The following is a 24,807-nucleotide window of genomic DNA, read 5'->3' on the forward strand; positions in this document are numbered from 1 at the left end:
GGTCCCACCCCTTCCCATCCCGAACAGGACCGTGAAACGACTCCACGCCGATGATAGTGCGGATTCCCGTGTGAAAGTAGGTAATCGTCAGGCTCCCCTGCAGCATCAGAAACCCCACCCCGAAAAGGTGGGGTTTCTGCGTTTACGCACCCCGGAAATTCCTCTCAATACGGCCTCAACATCCTCCCTCCGGGGAATGCGCTTCTGTTTCTACCGCGTCGATTAGGATTGCGCTCGCGCAACCCTTCTAGTTCCCCGCAGCCATATCCAATGATTCACGCTGTCATGAGACAGCTCCAAATCCCGATGGGGCACTAAGCCCGTTTCCGCACTGGCGCTTGATACGACACCCCTGCGGTAAAACGGTCCAACCGTTCGCTGGCATCGGTGATCGCCCAAAGGGGCGCGCTGTGTAGTTGCCGATCGTAATTCGTTGCGATTTCGGAGAAAAGCGCGAAACCTGTGCTGTCCAATTTCCACTCGCCGGTTTCACGGCCGATATCGAAAACCGCCGATACCGCGCGCTCAGCGGCACCGAGTTGCGCGCTGTTCATCGAACCAAAACCGGACTCCGCCAGGAAACCCGTCAACAGCATGACCTGTGTAAGCGTCTGCGCATCGCTCGTGCCGCCGGCACCGCGGCGCAAGGCGTCGAGCGCCAGATGTACGCGCAAGGCAAGGTCGTCGGCGATCTTCCGGGCGATCGGCAACAGCATCGCTTTGTCGTGCCGGGCACGTGCAGCGCCCGTGTTGCGGGAAAACGGAATAGGTTGTGCCATGACGGTCCAGTGTTATGCCTGTGCAGATGCAATAACGGCGCGAGCCGTGAAAGGTTGAGCCTTCACGGGGTTACTGAAACCTAATTGACAGTTTGAGGTAGTTGAGACGGCGAGGCGCAAACTAATGGCAACCGATCGGCGGCTACGTCTGTGCTTTCATTCTGCATGGATTTGCCCGTTCGATTCCTCCCGTCGACATCATTCCTAACAGGCTTATCAGCCGGTGCGACGCTAAGCGGCCTCACGCGTCAGCGAATCTCTGAATCGAGAATCGGCCGACCGCGCTGTCCGCATTTCATGCGCTTCACATAACGTGGCGCTTCCGTCATTTGAACGATCATCCGGTCAGGCACTTTCTCCACGTCGTGTTCGCGTACCGCGTTTATGATCGCTTTGTGAATTCTCGCGTTGGCCTGACTGAAACGCTCTTGTTCTGCTTGCGATGTATCGTTACAAAACTCGATCAGTTGCCGGATCATGTGCTTGATCAGTTTGCAACTAAAGCCGCAGAAACGGATTCGGATTCGTCGCTCACAACTCGAGTTGATTCGTGAAACGGGCGTCTTCGTCTGACGCGCACTCTGTCTTCACTATGAGGACCCATCGATGCAAGCTCATAAACCAACAACTGGCGGGACGCTCGCTGATCTGCGTATCGACGGTGCGCGGCGCTGGGACAGTTTCACGCAACTTGCACAAATCGGCGCGACGGACAAAGGCGCTTGCGTCGGCTCGTGTTGGTTTGCCGCTGACATGCTCGCCGCGGTCCAGCAGGGTGCGGACACGCCTGGTTTTTCGTCGATGGACGTGATCAGCGGCGCCGGGCACAACGCTGTCTATCGCGCACGCGTGGTGCCAGCGCCCATGATCTTTGCGCTGCCGTGTAAGGACGGCATCAGCCACAACGAAATCGAGGACGCACGCGCAGATAACCTGGAGGCCGGTTGCAACGTCCTGTTGCAGGCCATGCTGAACGTCGCGCAAACGGCGGGGAGCGCCGAAGCATGAAGATCCTGATTGCAAGGATGAATCACGAGACCAACACGTTCTCGCCGGTGGCCACGCCGCTGGCGGCGTTCGGCCGTAACGGCCCGAGCTACGGCCAGGACGCGTTCAACGAAAACAAGGGCATGCAGACGGCCATGGCCGCGTTCATCGACGCAGCCGAGCGCGAGCATGCACAGATCGTGACACCTATTTCCGCGTCGGCGAATCCGAGTGGCCGGGTCGAGGCCGCCGCTTACGACGCGATCTGCGATGCGATCGTTACGGCAGCAGCAGGTTGCGACGCGGTGATGCTCGACCTGCACGGCGCGATGGTCGCCGAGAATTCGAATGACGGCGAAGGCGATCTGCTCGCACGCGTGCGCGCCGCACTGCCCCACGCGCCGATTGCCGTTGCACTCGATCTGCATGGCAACGTGACGCAGAAGATGATCGATAACGCCGACGTGATTGTCAGCTTCAAAACCTATCCGCACGTCGATATGTATGAGACGGGTGCGCATGCGGCGCGTCTCATGTTCGATCTTATCCATGGCAACGCGAAGCCGGTGATTGCATGGCGCCAGCCGCCGTTGCTCACGCATACGCTGCGCAGCGCGACGGCCGAAGGCGCGATGAAACGCGCCGTGGATGCCGCGCGTGCAGCCGAGGCCGATGGCATGCTTGCGGTGTCGGTCCTGTCGGGATTCTCGCTCGCCGATATCGAAGCGCCGTGTATCAGCGTCGTGGTGGTGGCGAATGCCGAGCGCGACCAGGCGGAAGCGGTGGCGGAGCGTATCGCGCGGCAGATCTGGAACGAACGCGAGGATTTCGTTTATCGCAGCGCGCCGCTGACGGAGTCGGTGGCGCAGGCTGCAGCGCTCGCGCAGGGCGCGGACAAACCGGTGTTGTTGCTCGATCACGGTGACAACTGCATGTCGGGCGGCACGTGCGACACGATGGATCTGCTTGAAGAGGCGCTCAAGCAGAACCTCGACGGGATCGTAAGCGGGCCGTTGTGCGATCCGCAAGCCGTTGCGGCGCTGATGGCAGCGGGCGTCGGCAGCACGGTGACGGTGACGATCGGCAACAAGATCGCAAACGATGCCGTGACGCCACGGCCACCGGTTTCGGTGACCGGCGTAGTGCGCGCACTGACTGACGGCGAATACGTAATCAGTGGTCCAACCTATACCGGTCAGCGTGCGTTCATGGGACGCGCGGCGGTGCTCGATACGGGCACGGTCAAGCTCGTTATGACCGAGCGCACGCACGAACCATGGGACCTGGGCGTATTCGAGAGCGTCGGTATCGATCCGCGACGCGCGCGTTTTCTACTGCTCAAATCCCGCATGTACTGCCGCCCGATTTTTGTGCCGATCGCCGCGGCGCTGGTGGAGTGCGATAGCCGCGGTGTGACGAGTTCGGACTACGGGTTGTTCAGGTTCAAGCACGTGAAGCGCCCGGTTTTTCCACTGGATACGCACGCTGCGTGGGCGCCGACGAACTGAGGCGGCGCCAATGACGAACCGCACGACGAACCGATGGACACATGCTCGTGCAGATACTTGCTGCGCGGACTTGTGCGACGCGCCCAGACTCTCTATAATTCGCGCCTCTAAAGGCTCGTAGCTCAGTTGGTTAGAGCACCACCTTGACATGGTGGGGGTCGTTGGTTCGAATCCAATCGAGCCTACCAACGCACAGGTGACGTAGACGAAAGCGGCTCCGCTTTCGTCTACTGTCATTTTCCAGTATCGCATCGACGCGCATCGTCATCGTGCGGCGGTCCTGTCAGTCTCTCCCTTCCGCATTGCCTCAATCTCGCCACAGCCTGGCTCGTTCGCCGATGCGTTCACTGTTCCACATCGCATTCTTCTGATGCGCGGTACAGTTGAGTCTTCAGGTCTCGCAACTACATAGACTGCTGTGAGCTCGCGACACGGGGCCGGCGGCTCGAAAGGAAGCTGACGAAATGAAGAAGCTCATCAACGACGTCTCCGCGGTCGTCCCGGACATGCTCGACGGACTCGCAGCGCTCAATCCTAATCTCTCGTTATTGCAGGGCGGCACGATCGTCGTGCGCGCCGACGCCGAGGCTGTTGCCGCGCGCGGAGAAGTCGCGCTGATCTCGGGTGGCGGCTCAGGCCACGAACCGGCTCATGGCGGCTACGTCGGTCATGGCATGCTGAGCGCGGCGGTAGCGGGCGAGGTATTCACTTCACCCTCCACGGATGCCGTGCTCGACGCGATCCGCGCTGTAGCCGGCACCGCAGGTGTCCTGCTGATCGTGAAGAACTATACGGGCGACCGCTTCAACTTCGGCCTCGCCGCCGAGATTGCGCGTGCCGAAGGTATCCCCACGGAAATGGTCATCGTCGCCGACGACGTCGCGCTGTCAGCGAGCGGCGATCATGCGGGCCGTCGCGGGCTCGCAGGGACGGTGCTGGTGCACAAGATTGCCGGCGCGGCTGCCGCAGCGGGCCGACCGTTGGCCGAGGTTGCACGGATCGCTCGTGAGGTTGCCGCATCGCTTGGCACGATGGGCGTCGCGCTCACGCCATGCACGGTGCCGGCCGCGGGCAAGCCGGGCTTCGAACTTGCCGATGACGAAATCGAATGGGGCCTCGGCATTCACGGCGAACCCGGGGTTGAACGCGGTGCGATAGAGCCGGCTGACGCGATTGTCGAAAGACTGCTTGCGAAGATTGTCGGCGACCTGTCGTTGCAAGCGGGCGCGCGGGTGGCTTTGCTGGTGAACAACCTCGGCGGCACGCCTTCTAGCGAACTGAGCATCGTCGCCGGGTCCGCGCTTCGTTATCTGGCCGCAAACAGCATCCATGTGGAACGTGCGTGGGCCGGCACGTTTCTGAGCGCGCTCGAGATGGCGGGCGTCTCGCTGACACTGCTGCGCGTGGACGACGGGCGGCTCGGCTGGCTCGACGCTGCCGCGCATACCAGCGCATGGCCCGCGTTGAGCGGTCGCGTTGCGCAGGTTTCCGTGCGCCCCGCACCCGCTACGCCAGACCGAACAACCGGCGCAACGCTCACCCGCGAGGCGCCGCTGCGCCGCGTGATCGAGGCCGTTTGTGCGTGCCTGCTTGAAGCCGAGCCGATCTTGACCGAGATGGATCAACGCGTCGGCGATGGCGACCTTGGTATCAGCCTGTCGCGTGGCGCGCGCGGCATTCTCGCCGAACTCGATGCCTATCCTGCGGAAACGGCGCCAGGTGCCGTTTTGCGTAGCCTATCCGCGACGGTTCGGCGTGTGGTGGGTGGCACCTCCGGCCCGCTCTACGCGGTGATGTTGTTGCGTGGTGCTGTTGCGCTCGAACAGACGGGGGGATCGTCGGCGAAGGCGTGGTCCGCGGCGTTCAGTGAGGGTGTTGCCGGATTGATGGCGTTGGGCGGTGCCCATCCGGGCGATCGCACCATGGTCGACGCGCTGAAACCTGCCGCTGATGCATTGCATGCCGCGCTTTCCAAGTCAGAAGACGCACTCGATGCGGCATTGAAAGCCGCGGCCGACGCAGCAGCCGAAGGCGCGGCGCAGACTGCGTCGATGCATCCGCGGCGCGGGCGCTCGAGTTATGTCGGCGATCGCGCGCTCGGTTACGCGGACCCCGGCGCACATGCCGTGGCGTTGTGGCTCGCCGCGATTCGCGAGGCGCTGGCTAGCGGCTGATGGAGGGGGTTAGCTTGTGAGCCGTGAACAGCACGGGACGAGCATCGCCCGAGCCCGTACGACTGACAGCGAGTCCGGGCTCGAGCGCATACCTTATTTAGCTCAAAGACAGCACTCGCCATCAAAATACGCTTTGCGCCAGCGCGTGATCGTCACGCGCTCGAACAAGTCGACCTGAGAAAACGGATCGGCCGCAATGAACTTTTCTGCTTCCTCGCGTGTTTCCAGATCGACAACATACACGCCGCCGCCGGCACCGCTGCCGTCGTCATTCAACTTCGCGCCGCAGGCAAGCAGCAACGCCTTGTTCTCTTCCAGAAACGCGAGATGCGTCTCGCGCTCGCGGATGCGGACGTCGGCGTGACCGGGCTTGTCGAACGTTTCGATGATATAGGGCATGCGTACTCCTTCAGTTCGGCGCGATAGCGGACGGATGCTGCGCGAGCGGCGTTACGTCGATAACCAGGTACGGAAACAGCGGCAGCGAACTGAGCAGCGTATGCAGCTCGTCGTTCGACTCGACATCGAATACGCTGTAATTCGCGTACTGACCGGCGACTCGCCACAGATGGCGCCACTTGCCCTCGTGCTGCAACTTCTGCGCAAACGCCTTCTCCTCGGCCTTCAGGCGATCGACGAGCGCCTTGTCGGCATCGGCAGGAATCTGAACCTGCATATGAACCAGATACAACATTCGAACTTCTCCATCGAATAAACAGGCCGCTTTGTGGCGGCCGGACGTTTGCTCAACCCCAAGCGAGAATCGCCACGGTGTACACGATGCCGATCCAGAACATCATGATGACCGTATAGCCCATGATGTCTTTCAGTTTCAGCTTCGACAGCGCGAGCGCCGGCAGAATCCAGAACGGCTGCACCAGATCGTTCCATGCGTTGCCGAGCATCACGGCGGTCGCGGTATGCCCCACAGATGCGCCAATCGACTTGGCCGCCTCGATCATGAACGGCCCCTGAATCACCCAGTGACCACCGCCCGACGGGGCGAAGAAGTTGATGAAGAACGAACTGATCAAACCCCAGAACGGCAGCGTGGCAGGCGTCGCGATCTTGACGAAGAAATGCGAGAACGTGTTGACCAGCCCCGACGACGCCATGATCGCCATAATCCCAGCATAGAATGGGTACTGCAGAATGATGCCGCTAATCGTGCGAATACCTTCGTTCAGCTTCTCGACATAGCGAATCGGTGTGCCGAGCAGAATGATGCCGAGAAACAGGATGATGAAGTTGATCAGGTTCAAATCCATCGAACCGCCGCTGTGGAAGTACAGCGCCACGTAAGCCACGCCGATTGCGCCGATCAGATAACTCAACAGGCGGCTATTGTTCAGGCGATGGGCAATCGTGTTGCTTTCGTCGATATCCAATACCGGCGCCGCGGCTTTAGGTGCGTCGTTGAGCGCGCGGTCGATCTCCGTAACGGGTTGGCCCGGCTTCGGATGCAACCAGGCATTCAACAGCGGCAAAGTGATGATGACAACAAGACTCGTAATCAGCATTGCCGGCGAGAAAATTGTTTCCGATAGCGGAATCACGCCCATCTGCGCTTCCATCGGGTGACCCTTGGTGGAGATCAGCACCGGAATACTGGCCGACAGACCGAGACCGTACATCGTAAAACCGCTATAGGCCGACGCGATGATCAACGGGTAATGCACACCCTTGATGCTCAAAGCCAGCTTGCGCGCCACGATCCCGCCGATCACCAGGCCGAAGCCCCAGTTCAGATAGCTGCCGATCCCGCCGACCAGCGTCGCGACGATCACCGCCATGCGCGGATCGTGCACTCGCGCGACGAGCCGATCGAGAAAGCGCTCGGTGAGGGGGGCGGTCGCGAGTACATAACCCGCAGCGAGAATCACCGCCATTTGAGTCGTGAACGCGAGCAGCGCCCAGAAGCCTTTCCCCCAACTCAGGGTGAGCGCGCTCACCGCCTGGCCTTGAACCAGCACGGCGAGAATCATCGTGAGCAGGGTGAGGCCGATGGCGAAGACGAAGGGATCGGGCAGATACTTGCGCATCAGCTCCGTAAAGAAAGCGGTGATTTTCTGCATGTGACTGTCTCTGACGGTGGTCGAATAATATTTATCGGGTCATGCTAGGCGAGTACGGCGTGTGCTGCTTACGAATCGTTTTGCGCGGAATCCTTGCGATAGCGGATCAGTCGCATCAATGCACGGTCGCGCCACGCCACGCGCTCTTCCCACTGTTCGAGCGGCAAAGTGCTGCGGCGCGCCGCTTCAACATCGGCGACGAGTTCGGGTGTCCATGGATCGTTCTGACCGCGTTCCGCGCCCATGCGCGCATACGACGGTCCCATCTTCTGCGCATGCGAAGCGATGCCGCCACGCGTATTCAGATCGACGGTCTCGAACGGTCCGATTACCGACCAGCGCAATCCGAGCCCTTCGCGTACGACGGTATCGACATCGTCCACGGAGGCCACACCGTCGCGCACGAGGCAATACGCTTCGCGCAATAGCGCGCCTTGCAGCCGGTTGAAGATGAAGCCTTCTACTTCTTTTGCGACGCGCACCGGTTTCAGACCAGCCTCGGTGAAGAGTGTGATTGCACGTGCCACGGCGTCGTCCGCGGTAAAGGGGGCGGGCACGATTTCGACGACCGGGATCAGATACGGCGGATTGCCCGGATGCGCGACAAGGCACCGGCCGCGTCCCGGCAGCGTTTCGTCGACAAAGCGCGACGCTGCGAGAAACGACGACGCGCTTGCCAGAATTGCGTGCGGTGGCGCCGCGCGATCGAGTGCGATGAACAGTTCGCGTTTGATCTCTTCACGCTCCGGCGCACATTCCTGCACGAGATCGGCGTCGGCCGCCGCCGTCTCCAGCGTCGCGACGATTTCGACGCGTGCGGCCACGTCGTGAGGGGATTCGTCGAGCAGGCCGAAGCGGGTCAATTCTTCGAGACGCTGCATGATTTCCGTTGACGCAAGCGCGCGCCGTTCGGCAGCCGGATCGAACAGGCGCACGCGCCAACCGGCTCGCGCGAACACCACGGCGAAGGCAATGCCGATGCTTCCGCCGCCGACAATCCCCGCACGCCGTATCGCCTGTGCGTTCATGGTCACACTCCCGCGACGCCGACGGTCATGCCGCCGCACACGTACAACACCTGGCCGGTCACGAAACCGCTGCGCGCGTCGAGCAGATACGACGCGGCGTGTGCGACGTCATCCGGCGTGCCCACACGCTTGACCGGCACGCTCTCAATGATTGCGCGCGTACGCGGCGCATCCGGCGGATTTGCGCGATCGAACAACTCGGTGCGGATCGGGCCCGGACCGATCGCATTGGCGGTCACACCGAACGCGCCGAGTTCGAGCGCCCACACGCGTGTCATGCCGATCAGCGCGGCCTTGGTTGCCGAATAGGCAGTGCGCAATTCCTTGCCGAGCGCCGCGCGCGACGACATGTTCACGATCCGGCCGAAGCCGGCCGCCTTCATACCGGGCAGCAACGCCTGCATGCATTGAAGCGAACAGCGCACGTTGAGCGCCCACGCGCGTTCGAGTTCTTCGAGCGATTGCGCTTCCGCGCTCGCCGGCACAACCACGCCGACGTTGTTGACGAGACGTGTGATCGGACCGTCTTCGAGTGCACGTTCGAGCGCCGCCGCGGTTGCCTGCGGGTCCGACAGATCGGCGAGCAGGCCATTGCCGACGCGATCGATCACGACCACGTCGTAACCGTCCGCCTTGCAACGCTCAGCACACGCGGCGCCGATGCCGGCAGCGCCGCCGGTAATCAAAACTCGTTCTTTAGTCATGCTTCGGATTCGGTGTAGTAAAAAGAGGAAGACTTAGACAGTGGCGATCGGTGTGACCGGCGAACCCATCGCGCCGGGCAACCGGAGCGGCGGCGCCGTGAGCATGAAATGCGAGCGGCCGTTCGCACGCAACCACGCGGCGAGGTCGTGCAGGTACCAGAGTTCGCCTAGCGGTAAGCCGAGCTTGAACAGGCAATGGTGATGCAGCGGCAACAACGGATGCTCGCCCGGCGTGGTTGGCGCGCGCGCCGGAAAGCGTTCCACCGCGTAGTTGTCGGCAGCGAGCGCGGCGATGCCGGAATCGGTGATCCATTGCAGCAGACGTTCGTCGCGGCCATCGAGTGCGCAGCAATGAGCGTTGAGCACTGACTCGTCGGGCTGGCGGTTCATTTCCAGCACCATCTCGGCGAAACCGGTACGCAGCACCAGCATGTCGCCAGGCTCGATCTCGACACGGTCGGCTTCGATCGCGAACATCAGATCGTCGTAGCCGACCGTTCGATACTCGCGTGCATAGTGCGCCACCAGATCGACCAGTACGCCGCGGCCCTGCATGCCCTTCACGGCGAGATTCTCGATGCCGAGCACGTCAGCGTGGCTGTGTTCGCCGCCGCAGGCGTGCGGCGCGAAGCCTTCATCCGCCCGATACTCGATCGGACCGACGATATCCGCATCGGCACGGTAGCCGTTGTAGTAGACGCTCTCGGGTACACCGTCGCCGTTTGCGTCGAAGCGTGCGCCCACGTGCGCGAGCGAATCCCATTGCGTCGAGTACTGCAGGCTCAGCAGCACTTGATCGTCGCTAAGTACGTCGGTGGCGCCCGCTTCGTTGCGAGCAAGCGGGAAGTTGACGTAGGGCAGATCGTCCCTGAAGGTCGGGCGCAGCACGGGCGGATGACGGCGCACGTTCAGCTTGCTGTCGCCGGGAAAGTCGAGTGGCAGCGAAAGGCAAAAGCTCAACCCCGCGCGGATTTCACGTGCGCCTTTGAGCACCTGTTCCGTGCCGATCAGATTCGGCCGGCCGAGTTGGTCGTCGGGGCCGAAGTCGCCCCAGTTGGATCCTTCGGGTTTATTCTTCCAGCGCATTTCAGCTTCCTCTACCGATCTGGCCTAAGCGCTGCACTGCCCGCACACGCGGCGCCGAGCCGTGCAGCACATCCTCACGCCAGCAGCGCGGGCGGGATCTGGCCGTAAATTTCAAGCAGCGCTTCGATCGCGCGCGGTTCGTTCTTCAGGAGCCGGGCTTTCGGGCCGCCGATCACGAGCGCGAACGCCTCGCCGTGAATCAGGAAGCCACGCGCCAACCCGGCCACGTCTTCGACGTTTTCACCCGTCGAGCGATGCCAGCCGTTTTTCACGCCTTGCTCGACTTCAATCTCCAGTGTTTTGCGATCGATCACCGTGCCATCGGTCGACGCGCTCCACGGCTCGCAACTGTCGAGCAGCTTGCGGCGCGCATCCGTCGAGAGGGCACCGAGCAAGGCCTTGCCCGCCGCGCTGGCATGCACGTACATGAAGCCGCCGGGCTCGTCGCTATAGCGAATCTTCTGGCGCGACTCCATTACATCGAGGTAGACGACGCGATTGCCGGCCAGGGTGGCGAGCGCCGCGGTCTCACCGGTGGCGTCGCGCAGGGACGTGAGTAGCGGCTGGAACAACAGCGTCAGCGGGTCTTCGCTGCAAATGTCGCGCGCCACGTGCAATAGCCGTTGCGTGGGGTAATAGCCGGCCTTCACGCCCGGCGCGTAGAGGTAGCCCTTGGCGACCATGGTTTGCAAAAGCGCGTGGCAACTCGACAGCGGGATCTCGGTTCGACGCGCGATTTCGCTGTAGATCATGGGTTGCCGCACTTCGGCAAAGAGGTTTATCACGTCGAAGACGCGTACTGCAGTTTTCACATCCATGAGAATATTATCGGCATTTCGATAACTGGATGGCAATAGGGGAGGGGTATACACCTAGCTGGCCGGAGTCTTACTTCTTAGGTGGCTGCGGGTAATCCCTTAATTGACGCCCGTTGCGAGCGGTCCCTATAGTCGCGCTTCTTGTTCGCTAACGGAAAGTAAGTTCAATAAGCGAACAAATGCGATGGGTGGAGATTGAATCCGCCCCGTGCATTCGCGACACAAATGGAGACGTACCACGATGGCGCTCACGCTAGAAACGCAACACCGGAATGCCCGCAAAGCGGGTATCGCATCATTCGTTGGGACAACGATCGAATGGTATGACTTCTATGCGTACAGTACGGCGGCGGCGCTGGTGCTCGGCAAGATCTTCTTCCCGACCACCTCCGCGCTGGCCGGTACGCTCGCGGCGTTCGCGTCTTTCTGGGTCGGCTTTCTGGCGCGGCCGATCGGCGGGATCATCTTTGGGCACCTGGGCGACAAGGTCGGCCGCAAGAAGACGCTGATCATCACGCTAATGCTGATGGGGTGCTGCACGACCGGCATGGGTTTGTTGCCCACCTACAATCAGGTCGGGCTGCTGGCTCCCGCGCTGCTGATTCTGTTTCGTCTGATGCAGGGTGTAGCGATGGGTGGCGAATGGGGCGGCGCTGTGGTGCTGTCGTCGGAACATGCGCCGAAGGGCAAGGAAATTCTCTATTCCGCTTTCGCGCAACAAGGCTCGCCCGCCGGCAATCTACTGGCAACAGTGGCCTTCCTGCTGACCTCGATGCTGCCGGACCATCAGTTCATGACGTGGGGTTGGCGCATTCCGTTTCTGTTCTCGGCGTTGCTGGTGGTGGTCGGCATGTTTATCCGCATGAGTGTCGAAGAGTCGCCGGCCATGCAGGAGTTGAAGGACAAGAACAAGATCGCGAAACTGCCGATCGGCGAAGTCTTGCGCAACCATAAAGGTCTAGTGGCAATGGGCGTGGGCGCTTGTGTGATCGGCCTGTCGGCGACTTACTTCAAGACGACGTTTGCATTGTCGTGGGCGGTTACGAGCATCGGTTTCGATCGCACGCAGTTTCTCACGGTGATTACCGGTGCGATCATCGTGCAACTCATTGTGCAGCCGTTCGGCGCGGTGCTCGCCACAAAAATGGACCTGAAAAAAGCGGTCATTTACATGCTGGTGCCGGAAATCGTCGCGTTGCCGCTGATGTTCTCACTGATCGCCACCGGCTCGACCAAGCTCGCGATGCTGGGCATGGCGCTCGCCTCGATTCCGCACTCGCTGTATTACGCGGCGATGGCCGGCATTCTGGCGAAGTCGTTTCCGGTTCAGGTGCGCTACACCGGTATTTCGCTTTCCTATCAGATTTGCGGCATGGTGTTCGCCGGCACCACGCCGATTCTCGGACAGTATCTGCTGGGCGCAACCGGTTCGATTCTTTCCGTCGTCGCACTGGGGATCCTGCACGTGCTGATTACGCTGTTCTGCGCGCTGGGATTGATCACGCGCATGCATCAGGAGGGCGCGCGCGACGCTGCCCGTTCGGCCGCGATGGCGCAGAGCTGATCGCTATTGAGCAGAACTGGCGTTGCCACTAGCGCCTGAAGAAACCGTCCGCCGTTGCCGATGAGGCTCGGCGGACTTTTGTGTCTTTGGCGTGGCGGCTTCGCTCAGGAAGTGCGTTGAAGTAGCGTCGTTGTCGACGCGTCACCTTTCCCGGCCTCCTGTTCGAAGCCGTAGAACGACGCGGGGGTTGTACATAGAATCGCGTCGATCGCCGTTGCATCCAGGCCGGTTTCCAGCAGCGTCGATAACGACTTGCCGTAGTTCATCACCTGTTCGTGCTGGGTGTGAGGCCAGTCGCTGCCCCACATCAGCCGCCCGGCGCCGAAGTGTTCGACGAGCTGACCGGTAGCCTCACGCACAAAATCAGAACCCGGCGCCGCGCATCGGTAGGCGGCCGAAACCTTGATCCACACGCGCCCCGTTTTGCCATACCCGAGCAAGCTTCTGAAGCCGGGGTCGCGAATACCTTTCTGAGGGTCGGGGCGTCCAAAATGATCGACGACCACAGGTACTCCGGCCTCCAGCAGCCGGTCGAGCATTGGTGCCAGGTCTTGCGCATTGCGGTGTAATTCGACGTGCCAGCCCAGTTCCGACAATCGTTCGAGCAACGGCGTCCACGAATTCGCTGCCAGATCGGGTAACGCCTGCCCGATCAGATTGAGCCGTATGCCGGTTACGCCTTGCGCGTGCAGCGCGGCCAGCTCTTTTTCGGAAACGTCGGGCGTGACCACCGCCACGCCCCTCAAGCGACGCCTGTCTCGCGATAGTGCTTGCAGCAGGTAGCGATTGTCCGTCCCGAGAAAGCTCGGCTGCACCAGAACCGCACGCTCGATGCCGTGCGCGTTCAGGAGCTGCAAATAGGTGTCGAGCGTCGCGTCGTAGTCCGGCGCGTAGCGCCGGCCATCCGTGAGCGGTAAGCCTCTTTCGAAGACGTGCGCGTGAGTGTCGACGCGGCAACCGCGGGACTGCGCGAGCAATGCAGGGTCGCTCATGATCAGTTCCGCGGCGTGTCCAGGTTCAGGCGCGCAGAGTCGACGGCATCGGGTGCCGATTCAGCGACCACGCCACGCAGACGCTTACCGCGGGTCTCGGGAAGCAGCAACACCGCGACCATCGCGAGGCCGTAAGCAATGGCAGCATCGATGCCGATTGCCATGCCGAGAGACATCGAATGACTCATGTAGCCGACGAGGACAGGGAAGCCCGCCGAGGCGATCCGTCCGAAGTTGTAGCAGAATCCGACCCCCGTGCCGCGCATGTCGGCCGGATACAGTTCGTTGAAAAGCGGACCGAGGCTGGCAGGAATGCCGGCGGCGAACAAGCCGAGCGGGAAGCCGAGCACGAGCATTTGTGTGTTGGTCAACGGCAGCATGACATAAGCGAGAACCGTGACGATGCAGCAGAACGCGAAGAGGGCGATATTGCGCCGCCGCCCAATGCGATCGAGCAGATAGGCGCTCGCCATGCAACCGCACCAGAACGCTACGATGACAACCGCCAGATAACCGCCGGTGTTCAGAACCGACAGGTGCCGCTCTTTCGCAAGGAAGGTGGGCAGCCAGCTCATGATCGCGTAGTACCCGCCATGCGCGCCGGTGCCGAGCACGGCGCCGATCACGGTGGTTTTGAGCACACGCGGCTGGAAAACCTGGGTGATCTGCCCGAGCACGGAGGGGCTGGGTGCGCTGCTTACCGGCGCGACGCGTGCCGGCTCCTTCAGATTGCGCCGTACGAATAGAACCAGGCCGGCCGGCACCAGGCCGACGGCGAACATCACGCGCCATGCGGTGTCCGACGGCAACCAGGAGAACGCCACGGCATACACCAGCACGGCCGCGCCCCAGCCAACCGCCCAGGCGCTTTGCACGGCGCCCATGGCCTTGCCGCGATGTTCGGTACGAATGGTTTCCGCCATCAATACCGCGCCTGCTGCCCACTCGCCGCCGAACCCGAATCCTTGCAGCGCCTTGAGAACCAGCAGTTGCGGGAAGTTTTGCGCGAACGCGCAGAGGAACGTGAAGCCGGCAAACCACAGGATCGTCAATTGCAAGGTCCGGACGCGGCCGATGCGGTCCGACAAGGCCCCCGCGATCCAACCGCCCAGCGCCGAAGATATCAGCGTCACGCTGCTGATCGCGCCGGCCTGCGTATGGTCGATGCCGTACGCGGCAATGATCGCAGGAATGGCCAGGGTGAACATCTGCACGTCGAGCGCGTCGAGCCCCCAACCCGCAAAGCATCCCCAAAATGTGTTGCGTTCCAGGGGCGTGCCCTGCTTGTACCACGTGAACATAGCCGTCTCCGTTATGCCATTCATGTAGTCATATATATGACTACATGAATGATCGCCTTAACGCCGTGGAAAGTCATTGAGTATTAACCCTTGCTCACGCCGTTGTCGCGCGATGTTGTACAGTAGTTACTCCTCTGAACAACTATATGAGCACCATGCAAGCGGCCTCTTTTGTGACCAAGCCGGACGATCGGCTGCCCCGTTATCAGCAATTGCGTGACGATCTGGTTGGCCGCATTGCTGCAGGCGAATGGGCGCTCGAGGAAGCCATTGCCACAGAGGCGGAGTTGGGGCAGTTCTACAACGTCTCCACCGGAACGGTTCGCAAGGCGATTGACCTGCTCGTTGCCGACGGCGTGCTCACGCGCAGCCAGGGCAAGGGCACCTTCATCCGGCGGCCGCGTTTCGATTCGTCGCTGTTTCGCTTCTTCCGCTTCAAGTCGCGTGACGGCAAACCGGTGCGGCCGACAGCGCGCGTGCTCAAGCGCGAAATCGTCAAGCCCCGCGAAGAAATTCGCGCTGCTTTGGGAATGAAAACCGCCGAGAAAGCGATCCATTTGTCGCGTGTGCGCCTGATTGAAGGTCAGGCGGTTCTGTCGGAAGAAATCTGGTTGCCGCGTGCGCGTTTCGAACCCTTGGCCACGCTCCCGCTTGGCGATTTCGAAGACCTGCTGTATCCGTTGTACGAACGTCTGTGCCGGCAGATCGTGGCGTCCGCCACGGAAATTCTAAATGTAGAACAGGCCACGTCCGAAGATGCTTCGCTTCTCGATATAGCGGCCGGCAGCCCCGTTATTCAGGTTCAGCGTGTCGCGTTGGACTTCGCCGGCACGCCGTTCGAATGGCGCAGCACTCGCGGCGCCGCCACGACGTTTCAGTACCAGGTGGAAATCCGCTAAGCCAGCGCTCCGCTGGAATCCCGCTGACCCAGCGCTCCGCTGGCATCCCGCAGACCGTACGCGCCTATTGGGGTATCACCTCATGGCGCTCGACGCCAGTTCATATAAACATATATATGACTACATCAATCTGGCCGTTCCCTCAAATTCTGTCGACGTAGCGGCTGACCTGCCGCCTGACGAGCGTCGACGGCGGCCGGCGAGAAAACCGGAGCGGACATGTCTACGCAGGCAGGATTTGAGCAGCAGGTAATGAGGAAGATGGCGTGGCGGCTGATGCCGCTGCTGATCGTCATGTTTCTGATTTCGTTTATCGACCGCCAGAACGTCGGTTTCGCCAAGCTGGAGATGGTGCATGCCCTTGGCATGACGGAAGCTTCATACGGGCTGGGGGCTTCGCTCTTCTTCATCGGCTACCTTATTTTCGAGGTGCCCAGCACGCTGGCGCTGCATCGTTTCGGCGCCCGGACCTGGCTCGCCCGCATCATGATGACCTGGGGCGTGGTCACGGTGCTGATGGCATTCGCGCGCTCGCTGCCCGTCTTCTATTCGTTTCGCTTCGCACTGGGTGTGGCCGAAGCCGGTTTTTATCCCGGCGTCATCTACTACCTGACGCAGTGGTTCCCACAAAGCTATCGCACCAAAGTGCTCGGCTTCTTCACACTGGGCAGTTCGCTCGCCAACATGCTGGGCTCGCTGGTGGGCGGTCTTCTGCTGACGTTGGGCGGTACATGGGGCTTCGCGGGCTGGCAGTGGGTGTTTATCGCCACCGGTATTCCCGCCATTCTGATTGCGTTTGTCGCGCTCAGGTTCTTGCCGAATTCAGTGCAGGACGCGCCGTTTCTCTCGCAGCAGGAGAAGGATGTCGTCGTTGCCGCGCTGAAGCGGGAAGCGTCGGAAGACGCCAAATCGAGCCGGCCATGGGGTGCGCTGCTCGATCCGAAGGTTCTCATGTTCGCGCTGACATACATGTTGATGTCGACGTCGTTGTACGGCGTGACTTACTGGATGCCGACGCTGCTGAAAAGCGATGGCGTATCGTCGTCGCTCAACGGTGTGTTGAACATGATTCCGTGGGCGCTCGCGACGCTGCTTCTGCTGTGGCTGCCCGGTAAGCTCAAACGTGAGCGCGTCGTGCTGAAGGCGATGAGCGGGGTGGCCGGCATTGGCGTCGTGTGCTTCGCGTCGAGCCTGATCTTGCCGACCGCGTCGTTGCGCTTTGCCGCGCTATGTCTGGGCGGAGCGTGCATTCCGTTGCTCTATCCGTGTTTCTGGTCGTTGCCTCCGCGCTTCTTCTCGGGCGCACGAGCCGCGGCGAGCGTGGCGGCGATCAACGCGATCGGCAATCTGGGCGGCTTTGCCGGACAGAATCTGATGCCTTACGTCGGCAAGGTGGCGCACAGTCAGATCGCGCCGATGCTGGTCCCTACGGCATGCCTGTTCACGTTGGGAATCGGCACGGCGCTCGCCGCGCTGATCGGTGCGCGGCGCAGGATGGTGCTCGAGTCGGCGACGATTCGTTCAACGTAGGTCGCGCATGGCGCGGCACCGGAGAATCCGGCTGGCCGCGCGAACGTATCGCGCCTTACGGCCGGAACAGATCGAAGCCGGCCAGCGCGACTACCCCGCTGATCACGATCAGCGCTACCGAATGCTGTCCGAAGTAGAGAAGGGCCGCGGCCGACCAGCTCGTCGCGGCGAATGCTGCAATGCGTTTCATGCCTTAAAACCCCAATGCGACAGCCAGCAAGCCGCTGACCACTCCGCAAACCACAACCGCGAGTGCGACCACCGTCAGCACGCGCTTCGGAAATGGTCGGCCGAGCATCGCCATGGACGGCACGCTGATCAGCGGCAACGTCATCAGCAACGCCCCGGCCGGGCCGGCGGCCATGCCGAACGACAGCATGGCCTGGATGATCGGCACTTCGCCCGCGGTCGGGATCACGAACAAGGTGCCGGCAATCGACAAAGCGACGATCCACAGCAGGCTGTTGTCGATGCCGGGTCCAATGTGCGGAAACAGCCATGCCCGCGCCGCGCCGAGAATCAGCACCAGCACGATGTATTCAGGAATCAGCCGCAGCGTCATGGTGCCGAGGATTTTCACCCAGCGTGTGAACGCGGTGCCCGGGTTGTCGGTGGTGACGAGTTGCGCCATCGCTTCGCGCGAGGCTTCGGCTTCTTGCGGCGTCACCATCCGGTTCACCAGATAGCCGAGCCCGAACACCGTCACGAGGCCGAGGACGAGCCGCAAGCCCATCCACTGCCAGCCGAGCACGAAACCCATGAAGATCAACGTGGCCGGATTGAGGGCAGTGTTACCGAGCCAGAACGCGATCGCCGCGCCCGGCGCCGCCTGACGGGCGCGCAAGCCGGCCACGACCGGTGCCGCGCAGCACGTGCACATCATGCCCGGCAACGACATCAGGCCACCCTTCACCACGCTGCTGAAGTCGGTCCGGCCGAGCGCACGGGCGACCCACTGCGGCGGAATCAGCGCCTGCACCGCCGAGCCCAGCAGAAGGCCAAGCACCATGGCTTGCCAGATCGCCTTACCGTAGGCCAGCGCGTAATCGATGGCCGCCTGCCACGATGCCGCCGGCGCGCTCGATGACGTGCCCATCAGGATCGACTTGCCGATGGAGTGCTGGCTCGCGGCAACGAAGGCGCGGTTGTAGTACGGGAACCACTTCACGTAGAAGAGGCCGACGACGGCGATCAGCAGAAAGACGATCCAGCCAAGGGCGACGCGGGGCTGTCGAAGGGTTGATTGCATGATGGTCTTAGCGTTAGTTTTTTGATCAGATCACAGCGAGCGCGCTGTGATCGAGTTGCGCAAGCAGTGCTTTGGCCTGTTCAACGACATCGGCGTCATTGGGCCGGAAATGAATTGGCAGTGCATCCGGCAGGCGGACGAAATGCTGATGGCTGCTGCGCGTGTAGGCCGGATCGTAGTGCCGTTCGATCAGTTCCCGCGCGAGTTCAGCACGGCTATTTTCATCGACGAGTTTTTGCCAGCCCATGACACGTTCGCGGCTATGCAAGCCGATCATCTTCTGCAGTTGCGCTTTCAATGATTCGGGGTCGTCGAACAGATGCGCATAGTCGTGCAGCAGGAACGCCGCGCGGTCTTCGTGGCTCGACAGCACGTCGACGCAGGCGGCCTGGTGAAACGTATCGAGAAGCGCGAGCGGCAGCGTGATTGCACCGATCCGCCGGCTCTCCGCTTCGACGAAAACCGGCCGCTTGGGATCGAAGCCGCGCAGGGCGCACACTAGCAACGTGTCGAAGCGCTTCTGCGACGGCTGGGCGACACCCGCCCACGCGCCCAGCAGCGAGCCGCGATGCGCCGCCAATGCTTCGAGGTCCAGCGTCTGCGCGCCCGCCTGATGCAGCGCTTCGAGCAGACGCGTCTTGCCGCTGCCCGTCGGGCCGACCAGTGCGATATACCTGAACTGTTTCGGCAATGCGTCGAGCGTGTCCAGTGTCGCGCGCCGGTAGGCCTTATAACCGCCGTCCAGTTGGCGAGCCGGCCAGCCGATCATATTGAAGAGCGTCGTGACCGAACCCGAGCGCTTTCCGCCGCGCCAGCAGTAGATCAGCGGCCGCCAGTTGCGCGGCCGGTCGGCAAACGTCGTTTCCAGATGGTGCGCGATATTGCGCGCCACCAGCGCCGCACCGATCCGTGTGCCTTCGAACGGCGAAACCTGCTTGTAGGTCGTGCCGACCAGCACACGCTCTTCGTTGCTCAGCACAGGCGCATTCAGCGCGCCGGGAATGTGATCTTCGGCGAATTCGAGAGGCGTGCGCACGTCAATGATTTCATCGAAATCACCGGCTTGATCGAGGCTGACGAGTAGGTTTTTCAAGGGGTTACGGGCGAAACAGACCGGCTGGAGAAGCGAAATTATCGCATGCGCCGTGAATGCGGGCTGGCGGGCCGCCCAGCCGGGCCTTCGGGCGCTCAGGTTCGGCTCGTCCGTCAGCCGGCCGGCTCCTTAGAGCACTTCGACTCGCCCTTCTCCGCTGACCATGTCGCCGATCACCCGCGCGTCGGCGAAACCGTCGGCGCGGAACAGGGCGAGCACCTCGTCGACCGCGTCCGGTGCGCACGAAACCAGCAGGCCGCCGGAGGTTTGCGGATCGGTGAGCAGGGTGCGGCCCGCCGACGGCAGTGAGGCCGGCAGCACGATGTCTTTACCGTAGGCGTCCCAGTTGCGTCCGGAAGCGCCGGTAAAAATGCCGGCTTCAGCGAAGTCGACCACGTCCGGCAACCAAGGCAAGTCCGCATATCGCACACGGGCAGTCAGATGCGAACCGCGGGCCAATTCCAGCGTATGGCCCAGCAAGCCAAAACCGGTGATGTCCGTGAGTGCATGCACGCCATCGAGCGCGGATAGTGCCGCGCCCGGCCGGTTGAGTTTGGTCGTGGCCGCGATCATCGCGGCATAACCGTTTGAATCGAGCCGGTCTTTTTTCAACGCCGCCGACAGCACGCCCACGCCCAGCGGCTTGCCGAGGATCAGCACGTCGCCCGCTCGGGCACCGGCATTGCGTTTGACACGCCGCGGATCGACCACGCCGATCGCCACCAGGCCATAAATCGGTTCCACCGAGTCGATCGAATGGCCGCCGGCGAGGGGAATACCGGCTTCCGCGCAGACGGACTCGCCGCCCTTCAGCACGGCGGCGATCACGTCGTGCGGCAGCACATTGATCGGCATGCCGACGATCGCCAGCGCCATGATCGGCTTGCCGCCCATCGCGTAGACGTCCGACAGCGCATTGGTGGCGGCGATCCGGCCGAAGTCGAACGGGTCGTCGACGATCGGCATGAAGAAGTCGGTGGTGGCGACGATCGCCTGCTCGTCGTTCAGCTTATAAACGGCGGCGTCGTCGGCGGTATCGTTGCCGACCAGCAGATCGGGAAAGAACGGCAGCGGCGCGCTGCGCTTGAGCAGGTCGGCGAGCAGGCCAGGGGCGATTTTGCAGCCGCAGCCGCCCCCGTGCGACAGGCTGGTGAGGCGGGGCGAGCTGCTGGTGGGCGTGGGCGTATCGGTCATGGGCGCGAATCTTTGGCTTCGAATGACCGCAATTATGAGGGTTGTCGCCGCGCCGTGTTTGACGCGCGATCTTGACGCGCGCTATCGAACGGCAACAGTGCGCGCCTCGCCCGACGCTTCGTCTGCTTATTTATTGCTTCCCGCACCGGTGCCGTAAAGGCCGTTTTCAAAGCCGCCGGCGCCCGAGGGCTTGTGTCCGTTGCCCTTAGCGTTTCCCGCCGTCTTACCGCGCACCTTTGGCGAGCCGCTGTTTTCTTTCGCTTGCGGCTTGTTTGATTCGTGAACCGCCGAGGCGGCGGGGTCGGGCGTCGAGCCCATCGGCGATGTTCGATTTTCCTGCTGCTCCGAGCCACTGCCCTGGGTGATCTGCGCATAACCAGCCGGACTGAACGCGAGCAGCGCCACGCCGCTCAGGAGGGAAGCGGAAAGGGCCAGCCGGCTCGCGATCAGGCCGGTACGCAAAATATTCAGGCCTTCATTCGCGAAGTAAAAGGTGCGGTTTGATGAAGGCGCAACGAGTCGATCAGACATAGGAGCACAGAATTCCAGAAGTTGAAGGAGAACAGTCAGTGATCGATCCAGCATGAACAATGCCCGACTGCAAGGCGTTCTCGCGCGGGACCACGTCGGCACGGGAAAGAGCGCGTACACAGAGGGATCTCCCCGTGGCTGGCGGCCTGCGAACGTGGCTGCGTGAACACATATCGGCCTCTATAATCCTTATCAGTACCCTAATAAACGCCGAGGCCTTTTCATGCCCCACATGACCCGGCGACAGTTCCTGAAGGTATCCGCAAGCACGCTAGCTGGATCGAGTCTGGCCCTGATGGGCTTCTCGCCGGCACCCGCGTTGGCGGAGGTCCGTCAGTACAAATTGTCGCGAACCACTGAGACCCGCAACACCTGTCCGTACTGTTCGGTTGGCTGCGGCATCCTGATGTACGGACTGGGCGACAACGCCAAGAATGCAAAGTCCAGCATCATCCACATCGAAGGCGATCCCGATCATCCGGTCAATCGCGGCACGCTGTGCCCGAAGGGCGCGAGCCTGATCGACTTCATTCATAGCCCGAGCCGGCTGAAGTATCCCGAGTACCGCGCGGCCGGGTCGAATGAATGGAAACGGATTTCGTGGGAAGACGCGCTCGACCGCATCGCGAAACTCATGAAGGAAGATCGCGACGCGAACTTCGTCGAGACGACGGAAGACGGCAAGAAGGTCAACCGCTGGCTGACCACCGGCATGCTCGCAGCATCCGCCGGCAGCAATGAAGTGGGTTATTTGACGCACAAGACTGTCCGCAGTCTTGGCATGCTCGCATTCGACAATCAAGCACGTGTCTGACACGGCCCGACGGTGGCAGGTCTTGCCCCGACGTTTGGCCGTGGAGCGATGACGAACCATTGGGTCGACATCAAGAACGCGGACGTGATTCTTGTGATGGGCGGCAATGCAGCCGAGGCGCACCCGTGCGGTTTCAAGTGGGTGACCGAAGCGAAGGCGCATCGCAAGGCAAGGTTGATCGTGGTCGATCCGCGCTTCACGCGCACGGCATCGGTTGCGGACTATTACGCGCAGATTCGCACCGGCTCGGACATCGTGTTCCTGGGCGGGGTGATCAACTATCTGCTCACGCATGACAAGATCCAGCACGAGTACGTAAAGAATTACACGGACATGTCGTTTATCGTGCGCGAGGATTTCTCGTTCACGGACGGCCTGTATTCCGGCTACAACGCGGACAAGCACTCATACGACAAAACCACGTGGGATTACGAGCGCGGCGCCGACGGCTTTGCCAAGGTCGACCCGACACTGCAGGATCCGCGTTGCGTCTATCAGCTGATGAAGCAGCACTACTCGCGCTATACGCCCGAGCAGGTCGAAAAGAGCTGCGGCACGCCAAAGGAGAAATTCCTCAAGGTGTGCGAGATGCTGGCGTCGACGGCCGTGCCCGGACGTGCCGGCACGATCCTGTACGCGCTTGGCTGGACGCATCACTCGATCGGCGCGCAGATCATCCGCACCGGCGCGATGGTGCAATTGCTGCTGGGCAACATCGGCATCGCGGGCGGCGGCATGAACGCACTGCGCGGGCACTCGAACATTCAAGGCCTGACCGACCTCGGCCTGATGTCGAACTTGTTGCCCGGTTACATGACGTTGCCGATGGAAGCGGAACAGGATTTCGACGCGTTCATCGCGAAGCGGGCGAGCCAGCCGCTGCGGCCGAACCAGTTGAGCTACTGGCGCAATTACCGCGCGTTCCATGTCAGTTTCATGAAGTCATGGTGGGGCGATAACGCCACCGCCGAGAACAACTTCGGCTACGACTATCTGCCCAAGCTCGACAAGTCCTACGACATGCTGCAAGTCTTCGAACTGATGAATCAGGGGAAGATGAACGGCTACATCGCGCAGGGCTTCAACCCGCTCGCGGCGGCGCCGAACAAGGCCAAGATCGGTTCGAGTCTGGCCAGGCTGAAGTGGCTCGTCGTCATGGATCCGCTCGCCACGGAAACGTCGGAGTTCTGGAAGAACTACGGGGAGTTCAACGACGTCGATCCGTCGAAGATTCAAACGGAAGTTTTCCGTTTGCCTACCTCGTGCTTCGCGGAAGAACGCGGTTCGCTGGTGAGCTCGAGCCGCGTGCTGCAGTGGCACTGGCAGGGCGCCACGCCGCCGGGCGAAGCAAGAAGCGATCTGGAGATCATGTCGGGATTGTGGCTGCGCATGCGCCGCGCCTACAAGGAGCAGGGCGGCAAGTATCCCGATCCGATTCTCAACATGACCTGGCCTTACGCCGACCCGGAAAGCCCCACGCCGGAAGAACTGGCGATGGAGTTCAACGGTCGTGCGCTCGCCGACGTCACGGATCCCACCGACAAGACCAAGGTTCTCGCAAAGAAGGGCGAACAGCTGGCAAGTTTCGCCCAGTTGCGCGACGACGGCAGCACGGCGAGCGGCTGCTGGATTTTCTGCGGCGCGTGGACCCAGGCGGGCAACCAGATGGGCCGGCGCGACAACTCGGACCCGACAGGCATCGGCAATACGTTGAACTGGGCGTGGGCATGGCCCGCGAACCGGCGGATCCTGTACAACCGCGCGTCGTGCGACGTCAGCGGCAAGCCGTTCGACCCGACCCGCAAGCTGATCGCGTGGAACGGCAAGACGTGGAGCGGACCGGACATTCCCGACTTCAAGGTGGACGAACCGCCGGAAAACGGCATGAATCCGTTCATCATGAATGCGGAGGGTGTGGCGCGTTTCTTCTCGCGCGATGGTCTGGTGGAAGGACCGTTCCCCGAGCATTACGAACCGTTCGAAACACCGCTCGGCTACAACCCGCTGCATCCTGAGAACAAGGCGGCCGTCAACAATCCGGCGGCGCGCGTGTTCCCGGACGACCGGGCGGCGTTCGGCACGCACGAGAATTTCCCGCATACGGCGACCACTTATCGTCTGACCGAGCATTTCCACTACTGGACCAAGCACGCGCGCTTGAATGCGATCGTGCAGCCGCAGCAGTTCGTGGAGATCGGCGAGGATCTGGCGAAGGAGGTGGGCGTGGTGGCGGGTGACCGGGTGAAGGTGTCGTCGAACCGCGGCCACATCATCGCGGTCGCGCTCGTCACCAAACGCATCAAGCCGCTAATGGTCGAGGGGAAGAAAGTTCAGACCGTTGGTTTGCCGTTGCATTGGGGTTTCAAGGGGCTCGCGAAACCGGGCTATCTCGTCAATACGCTGACGCCCTCCGTGGGCGACGGGAATTCGCAGACACCGGAATTCAAGTCGTTCCTCGTCAAGGTCGAAAAGGCATAAGGA

Annotated in this window: 21 protein-coding genes, 1 tRNA gene, 1 rRNA gene and 2 pseudogenes; 9 read left to right on the forward strand and 16 right to left on the reverse strand. The window is 61.8% G+C overall.

The window, feature by feature from the left end:
- A 5S ribosomal RNA gene (gene rrf, locus AC57B6_RS14610) occupies positions 1 to 93 on the forward strand; the annotation flags it as partial.
- A gap of 221 nt (positions 94 to 314) precedes the next feature.
- On the opposite strand, the gene AC57B6_RS14615 is transcribed toward rrf, so the two are convergent.
- Together AC57B6_RS14615 and AC57B6_RS14620 are read right to left on the reverse strand one after the other, a co-directional pair.
- Positions 315 to 779: a hypothetical protein gene (locus tag AC57B6_RS14615; RefSeq protein WP_025496076.1), complete on the reverse strand. Its 465-nt coding sequence runs from the start codon at positions 777 to 779 to the stop codon at positions 315 to 317.
- 251 nt (positions 780 to 1,030) lie between these two features.
- Positions 1,031 to 1,310 (reverse strand): annotated as a pseudogene (locus AC57B6_RS14620) (GntR family transcriptional regulator); the annotation flags it as partial.
- Positions 1,311 to 1,520: 210 nt separating this feature from the next.
- Here AC57B6_RS14620 and AC57B6_RS14625 point away from each other — a divergent pair.
- The 4 genes and pseudogenes from AC57B6_RS14625 to dhaK all read left to right on the forward strand — a co-directional run.
- Positions 1,521 to 1,787 (forward strand): annotated as a pseudogene (locus AC57B6_RS14625) (M20/M25/M40 family metallo-hydrolase); the annotation flags it as partial.
- Entirely contained in the window at positions 1,784 to 3,274 is a 1,491-nt protein-coding gene (locus AC57B6_RS14630; RefSeq protein WP_496421590.1) for a M81 family metallopeptidase, read from the forward strand. The pseudogene AC57B6_RS14625 and the gene AC57B6_RS14630, both read left to right, overlap by 4 nt.
- A gap of 111 nt (positions 3,275 to 3,385) precedes the next feature.
- Positions 3,386 to 3,462, forward strand: a tRNA-Val gene (locus tag AC57B6_RS14635).
- Positions 3,463 to 3,738: 276 nt separating this feature from the next.
- Positions 3,739 to 5,448 (forward strand): dihydroxyacetone kinase subunit DhaK, encoded by a 1,710-nt coding sequence (dhaK, locus tag AC57B6_RS14640; protein ID WP_496421591.1) that lies wholly within the window; start codon positions 3,739 to 3,741, stop codon positions 5,446 to 5,448.
- Between the two features lie 102 nt (positions 5,449 to 5,550).
- On the opposite strand, the gene AC57B6_RS14645 is transcribed toward dhaK, so the two are convergent.
- From AC57B6_RS14645 to AC57B6_RS14675, 7 genes are all read right to left on the reverse strand, one after another.
- Positions 5,551 to 5,847, reverse strand: a complete 297-nt coding sequence (locus AC57B6_RS14645; RefSeq protein ID WP_025496071.1) for a YciI family protein — start codon at positions 5,845 to 5,847, stop codon at positions 5,551 to 5,553.
- 10 nt (positions 5,848 to 5,857) lie between these two features.
- Positions 5,858 to 6,142, reverse strand: coding sequence for a muconolactone Delta-isomerase (catC, locus tag AC57B6_RS14650; protein WP_025496070.1), 285 nt, complete (start codon positions 6,140 to 6,142; stop codon positions 5,858 to 5,860).
- A 52-nt stretch (positions 6,143 to 6,194) separates the two neighbouring features.
- Positions 6,195 to 7,523, reverse strand: a complete 1,329-nt coding sequence (locus AC57B6_RS14655; RefSeq protein ID WP_025496069.1) for a short-chain fatty acid transporter — start codon at positions 7,521 to 7,523, stop codon at positions 6,195 to 6,197.
- A gap of 68 nt (positions 7,524 to 7,591) precedes the next feature.
- Entirely contained in the window at positions 7,592 to 8,551 is a 960-nt protein-coding gene (locus AC57B6_RS14660) for a 3-hydroxyacyl-CoA dehydrogenase (RefSeq protein WP_028194373.1), read from the reverse strand.
- A gap of 2 nt (positions 8,552 to 8,553) precedes the next feature.
- Complete coding sequence (locus tag AC57B6_RS14665; protein WP_030099342.1) at positions 8,554 to 9,255, reverse strand: SDR family oxidoreductase; 702 nt, start codon at positions 9,253 to 9,255, stop codon at positions 8,554 to 8,556.
- Positions 9,256 to 9,288: 33 nt separating this feature from the next.
- A complete protein-coding gene (locus tag AC57B6_RS14670; protein ID WP_183796936.1) occupies positions 9,289 to 10,341 on the reverse strand; it encodes a cyclase family protein in 1,053 nt (350 codons plus the stop codon).
- Positions 10,342 to 10,415: 74 nt separating this feature from the next.
- Positions 10,416 to 11,159 (reverse strand): IclR family transcriptional regulator, encoded by a 744-nt coding sequence (locus tag AC57B6_RS14675; protein WP_025496065.1) that lies wholly within the window; start codon positions 11,157 to 11,159, stop codon positions 10,416 to 10,418.
- Positions 11,160 to 11,400: 241 nt separating this feature from the next.
- Here AC57B6_RS14675 and AC57B6_RS14680 point away from each other — a divergent pair, with 241 nt between their 5' ends.
- A complete protein-coding gene (locus AC57B6_RS14680) occupies positions 11,401 to 12,723 on the forward strand; it encodes an MFS transporter (RefSeq protein ID WP_496421592.1) in 1,323 nt (440 codons plus the stop codon).
- Between the two features lie 104 nt (positions 12,724 to 12,827).
- On the opposite strand, the gene AC57B6_RS14685 is transcribed toward AC57B6_RS14680, so the two are convergent.
- Together AC57B6_RS14685 and AC57B6_RS14690 are read right to left on the reverse strand one after the other, a co-directional pair.
- The gene (locus tag AC57B6_RS14685; protein ID WP_496421593.1) at positions 12,828 to 13,715 is read right to left on the reverse strand and encodes an amidohydrolase family protein; all 888 of its coding nucleotides are present in this window, start codon (positions 13,713 to 13,715) and stop codon (positions 12,828 to 12,830) included.
- 2 nt (positions 13,716 to 13,717) lie between these two features.
- Positions 13,718 to 15,016, reverse strand: coding sequence for an MFS transporter (locus tag AC57B6_RS14690; RefSeq protein WP_028194368.1), 1,299 nt, complete (start codon positions 15,014 to 15,016; stop codon positions 13,718 to 13,720).
- A 155-nt stretch (positions 15,017 to 15,171) separates the two neighbouring features.
- Between AC57B6_RS14690 and AC57B6_RS14695 the strand changes: the two genes are divergently transcribed.
- Positions 15,172 to 15,915, forward strand: a complete 744-nt coding sequence (locus AC57B6_RS14695) for a GntR family transcriptional regulator (protein WP_496421638.1) — start codon at positions 15,172 to 15,174, stop codon at positions 15,913 to 15,915.
- Positions 15,916 to 16,134: 219 nt separating this feature from the next.
- Complete coding sequence (locus AC57B6_RS14700) at positions 16,135 to 17,445, forward strand: MFS transporter (protein ID WP_496421594.1); 1,311 nt, start codon at positions 16,135 to 16,137, stop codon at positions 17,443 to 17,445.
- 55 nt (positions 17,446 to 17,500) lie between these two features.
- Here the strand turns inward: AC57B6_RS14700 and AC57B6_RS14705 are convergent, their stop codons facing one another.
- The 5 genes from AC57B6_RS14705 to AC57B6_RS14725 form a co-directional block, all read right to left on the reverse strand.
- Positions 17,501 to 17,635 (reverse strand): hypothetical protein, encoded by a 135-nt coding sequence (locus AC57B6_RS14705; RefSeq protein ID WP_025496059.1) that lies wholly within the window; start codon positions 17,633 to 17,635, stop codon positions 17,501 to 17,503.
- Positions 17,636 to 17,638: 3 nt separating this feature from the next.
- Positions 17,639 to 18,694, reverse strand: a complete 1,056-nt coding sequence (locus AC57B6_RS14710) for a permease (RefSeq protein WP_496421595.1) — start codon at positions 18,692 to 18,694, stop codon at positions 17,639 to 17,641.
- A 25-nt stretch (positions 18,695 to 18,719) separates the two neighbouring features.
- The gene (gene mnmH / locus AC57B6_RS14715; protein WP_496421596.1) at positions 18,720 to 19,787 is read right to left on the reverse strand and encodes a tRNA 2-selenouridine(34) synthase MnmH; all 1,068 of its coding nucleotides are present in this window, start codon (positions 19,785 to 19,787) and stop codon (positions 18,720 to 18,722) included.
- A 129-nt stretch (positions 19,788 to 19,916) separates the two neighbouring features.
- Positions 19,917 to 20,981 (reverse strand): selenide, water dikinase SelD, encoded by a 1,065-nt coding sequence (gene selD, locus AC57B6_RS14720; RefSeq protein WP_025496711.1) that lies wholly within the window; start codon positions 20,979 to 20,981, stop codon positions 19,917 to 19,919.
- A 126-nt stretch (positions 20,982 to 21,107) separates the two neighbouring features.
- A complete protein-coding gene (locus AC57B6_RS14725) occupies positions 21,108 to 21,512 on the reverse strand; it encodes a beta-xylosidase (protein ID WP_496421597.1) in 405 nt (134 codons plus the stop codon).
- A 223-nt stretch (positions 21,513 to 21,735) separates the two neighbouring features.
- On the opposite strand from AC57B6_RS14725, the gene fdnG reads away from it, so the two are divergent.
- Positions 21,736 to 24,804, forward strand: a complete 3,069-nt coding sequence (gene fdnG / locus AC57B6_RS14730) for a formate dehydrogenase-N subunit alpha (protein WP_281664484.1) — start codon at positions 21,736 to 21,738, stop codon at positions 24,802 to 24,804.
- Positions 24,805 to 24,807: the final 3 nt, after the last annotated feature.

This window comes from Paraburkholderia sp. BGA-UO-ETr-F12, from assembly GCF_059567945.1.

Coding starts and splice junctions, on each gene's coding strand:
- AC57B6_RS14615 (WP_025496076.1), bottom strand. CDS start 779: ATGGCACAACCTATTCCGTTTTCCCGCAACACGGGCGCTGCACGTGCC.
- selD (WP_025496711.1), bottom strand. CDS start 20,981: ATGACCGATACGCCCACGCCCACCAGCAGCTCGCCCCGCCTCACCAGC.
- AC57B6_RS14645 (WP_025496071.1), bottom strand. CDS start 5,847: ATGCCCTATATCATCGAAACGTTCGACAAGCCCGGTCACGCCGACGTC.
- AC57B6_RS14665 (WP_030099342.1), bottom strand. CDS start 9,255: ATGACTAAAGAACGAGTTTTGATTACCGGCGGCGCTGCCGGCATCGGC.
- AC57B6_RS14680 (WP_496421592.1), top strand. CDS start 11,401: ATGGCGCTCACGCTAGAAACGCAACACCGGAATGCCCGCAAAGCGGGT.
- AC57B6_RS14670 (WP_183796936.1), bottom strand. CDS start 10,341: ATGCGCTGGAAGAATAAACCCGAAGGATCCAACTGGGGCGACTTCGGC.
- AC57B6_RS14655 (WP_025496069.1), bottom strand. CDS start 7,523: ATGCAGAAAATCACCGCTTTCTTTACGGAGCTGATGCGCAAGTATCTG.
- AC57B6_RS14660 (WP_028194373.1), bottom strand. CDS start 8,551: ATGAACGCACAGGCGATACGGCGTGCGGGGATTGTCGGCGGCGGAAGC.
- AC57B6_RS14705 (WP_025496059.1), bottom strand. CDS start 17,635: ATGAAACGCATTGCAGCATTCGCCGCGACGAGCTGGTCGGCCGCGGCC.
- AC57B6_RS14685 (WP_496421593.1), bottom strand. CDS start 13,715: ATGAGCGACCCTGCATTGCTCGCGCAGTCCCGCGGTTGCCGCGTCGAC.
- AC57B6_RS14695 (WP_496421638.1), top strand. CDS start 15,172: ATGCAAGCGGCCTCTTTTGTGACCAAGCCGGACGATCGGCTGCCCCGT.
- AC57B6_RS14690 (WP_028194368.1), bottom strand. CDS start 15,016: ATGTTCACGTGGTACAAGCAGGGCACGCCCCTGGAACGCAACACATTT.
- AC57B6_RS14675 (WP_025496065.1), bottom strand. CDS start 11,159: ATGGATGTGAAAACTGCAGTACGCGTCTTCGACGTGATAAACCTCTTT.
- dhaK (WP_496421591.1), top strand. CDS start 3,739: ATGAAGAAGCTCATCAACGACGTCTCCGCGGTCGTCCCGGACATGCTC.
- AC57B6_RS14710 (WP_496421595.1), bottom strand. CDS start 18,694: ATGCAATCAACCCTTCGACAGCCCCGCGTCGCCCTTGGCTGGATCGTC.
- AC57B6_RS14725 (WP_496421597.1), bottom strand. CDS start 21,512: ATGTCTGATCGACTCGTTGCGCCTTCATCAAACCGCACCTTTTACTTC.
- AC57B6_RS14700 (WP_496421594.1), top strand. CDS start 16,135: ATGTCTACGCAGGCAGGATTTGAGCAGCAGGTAATGAGGAAGATGGCG.
- AC57B6_RS14630 (WP_496421590.1), top strand. CDS start 1,784: ATGAAGATCCTGATTGCAAGGATGAATCACGAGACCAACACGTTCTCG.
- catC (WP_025496070.1), bottom strand. CDS start 6,142: ATGTTGTATCTGGTTCATATGCAGGTTCAGATTCCTGCCGATGCCGAC.